This is a genomic window from Micromonospora sp. 4G55, from assembly GCF_016803375.1.
Genome location: NZ_JAEVHN010000520.1, coordinates 1 through 4,388, shown reverse-complemented (window position 1 = coordinate 4,388; position 4,388 = coordinate 1). Strand labels below are relative to the sequence as shown.

Below are 4,388 nucleotides of genomic sequence, written 5' to 3'. Positions count from 1 at the left end.
CGGCGGCACGCCGGGGTCGGTGCCGGTCGGGTTGCCGGTGCCGGCGGCGACGGCCGCCGAGGACGCGCTGACCGACCCGCCGGTCGGGGTGCCGGCGAACGGCGGGGTGCGGTGCCCGGCCGGGACGGGCTGCTCGATGAAGGCCACGTGCCGCCAGGAGTTGGCGGTCAGCGCGCCGGTGTTGTCGTACGACATGCCGAGCAGGTCGAACCCGGAGTCCGGTACCCCGTTCCACTCCTTGCAGGCCACCTCGCACGCCTTGCAGCCGATGCAGACGCTGGTGTCGGTGAAGAAACCCACCCGCGGGCCGGCGTCGACCCAGCCGGCGTCCGGGGCGGGGTCGAGGGGGCCGTAGAGGCTGTTGGCGTCAGGCATCGTCGACATCCTCCCCCGCGGCGGGCGCCGGCGCAGGAGGGCGTACCCCGTCGGTCACCGTGGGCGCCGACCGTCCCGGCACGATCCCGGCCCGCCGCTGGTAGTCGGCGACCAGGTCTCGCAGGGCCGGCCCGGTCGGCCGCCGCCCGGGCCGCACGTCGCAGGTGCCGACCTTGCTCTCCTGGATCAGTACGTTCGGGTCCAGGGTGATGCCGAACAGGTCGTTGGCCGAGTCGCCGGTCACCAGGCCCTCGAAGCCGAAGTGGTACGGCAGCCAGATCTGGTGGATCACCCGGCCGTCCACCCGCAGCGGGGTGAGCCGGTCGGTGACCAGCACCTTCGCCTCGATCACCGCCCGGCCGCTGACCAGGTGCGCCCAGCCCAGGTGGGTCACCCCGACCTCGGCGGCCAGCTCCGGCGACACCTCGACGAACATCTCCGGCTGCAACTCGGCCAGCGGCCGCACCGTCCGGCTCATCGCGCCGGCCGTGTGGTGCTCGGTCAGCCGGCTCACCGTGAACACGTACGGGAAGACCTGGCTGTGCTCCTCGGGCGGGCTCGGGTTCACCGAGTTCACCGGGTGGGCGTAGACCTTCCGGGTCGGGTTGGCCTGCTGACCGTAGAGCGGGTTGCGCAGCGGCGACTCGGCCGGCTCGAAGTGCGTCGGCAGGGGGCCGTCGAGCACCCCGCTCGGCGCGTACAGCCAGCCCTTGCCGTCGGGCTGCATGACGAACGGGTCGTCGCCGGCGATCCCCGCCGGCCCGGACGCGCCCTCCGGCGGCCGGTACGTCGGCGGCTTGGTCTTCTCGAAGTCCGGTACGTCGTGGCCGGTCCACTCGCCGGCGTCCGCATCCCACCAGACGTAGCGCTTGCGCTCGCTCCACGGGCGGCCCTGCGGGTCGGCCGAGGCACGGTTGTACAGGGTGCGGCGGTTCGCCGGCCAGGCCCACCCCCACTCGGCGGCCACCCAGTCCTGCTCGTGCCGGGACTTCCGCCGGGCGGCCTGGTTGACCCCGTCGGCGTAGACGCCGGTGTAGATCCAGCAGCCGATGGCGGTAGACCCGTCGTCCTTCGCCTCGGCGAACGCGGACAGCGGGCGGCCGGTCGCCACGTCGTACCCGTTGATCTCGCGCAGCACCGCCTCGGCGCTGGGCTCGGCGTGCGGACCGTGCGTGGGATAGTCCCAGGCCAGGTCCAGCAGCGCCCGGTCCCGCGGCTGGTCCGAGGCGGCCAGCTTCTCCCGCAGCCGGCGGCCCAGGTGGTAGAAGAACCACAGCTCGGAGCGGGCGTCGCCCGGCGGGTCGAGGGCCTTCTCCCGCCACTGCAACAGCCTCTGGGTCTGGGTGAAGGTGCCCTCCTTCTCCACGTGCGAGGCGGCGGGCAGGAAGAACACCTCGGTGCGGCACTCCTCCGGCACGATCTCGCCGGTGGCGACCTCCGGACCGTTCTTCCAGAAGGTCGCGCTCTCGATCATGAACAGGTCGCGGACGACCAGCCAGTCGAGGTTGGCCATGCCCAGGCGCTGGGCGCGGCCGTGCGCGGAGCCGACCGCCGGGTTCTGGCCGAGCAGGAAGTAGCCCTTCACCTTGCCGTCGATCATGTTCAGCACCTGCTGGTAGGTGCCGTGGTCGCCGGTCATCCGGGGCAGGTACCCGTAGCAGAAGTCGTTCTCGGGCGTGGCCGCGTCACCCCAGTACGCCTTGAGCAGGCTCGCCCCGAAGGAGCGCGCGTTGCCCCAGAAACCCTTCTGCCCGGGGTGCCGGATGCTGTCCACCCACTGGTCGAAGGTCGGGTGGTCGGCGTGGTGCGGCATCGGCAGATAGCCGGGGAGCAGGTTGAACAGCGTCGGGATGTCGGTGGACCCCTGGATGCTCGCGTGCCCGCGCAGCGCCAGGATCCCGCCGCCGGGCCGACCCATGTTGCCCAGCAGCAGCTGGATGATCGCGCCGGTGCGGATGTACTGCACGCCGACGCTGTGCTGGGTCCAGCCCACCGAGTAGATGAGCACCCCGGTGCGCTCCCGCCCGGAGTTCTCCGTCCAGGCGCGGGCCAGCTCCAGGAACTTCTCCTGCGGAATGCCGCAGACCCGCTCCACCATCTCCGGCGTGTAGCGGGCGAAGTGCCGCTTGAGGATCTGGTAGACGCAGCGGGGGTGCTGCAACGTCTCGTCCCGCGGCACCTGACCGGCGACCTGCGCGCCGTGCGACTCGTGCCGCAGCCCGGCCGCGCTGTCCCGCTCCTTGGCGGTGTGCCCGCTGCCGGAGGAACCCTCGTGGCCCTCGTACTGCCAGCTGTCCTGCACGTAGCTGCTGGTCTCCGGATCGAACCCGGAGAAGAAGCCGTCACCGTCCTCGGCGTCGACGTACCGCTCGCTGACGATGGTGGCGGCGTTCGTGTACGCCAGCACGTACTCCCGGAAGTCGAGCTCGTTCTCCAGGATGTAGCGCACCAGCTGGTCCCCAGACCGGGGACGGTGGCGGAGTGTCAAATACGCGCCTGGTTCTCGATCTGGAGCGCCCCCATCGCCGTGAACAGCTTCTTGATGAGGTAGTTCTCCTCGTTGTCCAGCGTCGCCCCGCCCAGGCTGGAAATGCCCAGCGTCCGGTTGAGCGGCCGGCCCTCGCTGTCGACGTCCTCCCAGGTCTCCTCACGGGCGGCGAGGATCCGGTCGGCGATCATGTCGAGCGCGGTGTCGAGCTCCAGGTCCTCCCACTCGGTGGCGTACGGCCGGCGGTAGCGGACCGTGGTCTGCCGCAGCGGGCTGGTCACCAGGCTCTTGCTGGCCGAACCCTTCGGGCAGAGCCGGCCGCGGGAGATCGGACTGTCCGGGTCGCCCTCGATCTGGGTGACCCGACCGTCGGTGACGAACACCCGCTGCCCGCAGCCCACCGCGCAGTACGGGCAGACCGAGCGGGCCATGCTGTCCGCCGTCTCGGTGCGCGCGGTCAGCTCGGCGGACCGGCCGGACTGCGCGGCGGCGCCCCGACCCAGCGGGTCGGTGCCGGTGAGCTGCCGGTAGACCGGCCAGCCCTCGAGAAAGGTACGCACGCCCATGCTCCCGCACCCCCTCCCCGACGCCGTCGACCCTCTGAAGATAGGGCAGCGCGGCGGCCTCCGCGAGCGGAGCGCGGGGATCGCTTCCGCCGGTGCAGACAGCGCCGCCCCCCGGCCCTGGTGGGTCGGGGGCGGCGCTGGGGTGTCGGTGTGCAGGTCGCCTCTCGGCGAGTGGCACGACGCGGCTCCAGCCGAACGGTATTCCGCGAAGGCAATTTAGGTGAGGCCCGGGGACACTGGACACACCGACACCTGACTCAACAGGCTACCCGCTCCGGGTCTTCCACCTGGTCTCGTGACGCGTGCCACGTGCTTGTTCCGGCCTTGGGTTGCGGTGGTCGGTGGCGGGGTGTGGCCCGCCGTGGGCGACCTCCGCGCGGCCCCGCCGCCCCGAACCCGCACACCTCGGGTCCGCCGTTGGCTACCGCGCCGCCCGGCGCTGGGCCCGGCCGTGCTGACCCCGGTGGGTTGATCATGAGGTTGGCAGTGGTGGAGGAGATCAAACCACCGCCAACATCATGGTCAACAAGGATCGGTAAAGGCGAGTGGAACGCCATGGGTGTCTGCGGCAGTCCGACAGACCCGTGGTGTTCCACCCGTCGAGGATTCCGGGTATGCCGCTGGCCGGCACCCCGCTCGGGGGTGCCGGCCAGCGTGAGTGTTCAGGTGTGGGTCAGCTGTTCCAGTGCTTGGCGACCAGGTCGGCGGCCTGCTGCTCCCACTGCGCGTAGTGATCCGGGTAGGCCGAGACCTGCACGGTCTGCGCGGCCTCGGTCAGCGGTATGTCCTTCCACCCGTCGACCTGCTTCAGACCCTTCAGGAACGCCATCGTGCTGTACTCCGGGTCGGTGATCTGCTCAACCGTGCCCCAACCGCTGGACGGACGCTGCTGGAACAGACCCTGCGAGTCGAAGTCATTGCGCTCACCCAGGTGACCCAGGTTCTCCAGCTTCGACTCC

At 71.1% G+C, this 4,388-nt stretch carries 3 pseudogenes; all 3 read right to left on the bottom strand.

Going from position 1 to position 4,388, the window contains the following annotated elements:
- Window positions 1–375, bottom strand: a pseudogene (locus tag JNW89_RS28870) (4Fe-4S ferredoxin); the annotation flags it as partial.
- A pseudogene (locus JNW89_RS28865) lies at window positions 368–3,429 on the bottom strand (molybdopterin-dependent oxidoreductase). The pseudogenes JNW89_RS28865 and JNW89_RS28870, both read right to left, overlap by 8 nt.
- Window positions 3,430–4,102: 673 nt before the next feature.
- Window positions 4,103–4,388: pseudogene (locus JNW89_RS28860) on the bottom strand (hypothetical protein); the annotation flags it as partial.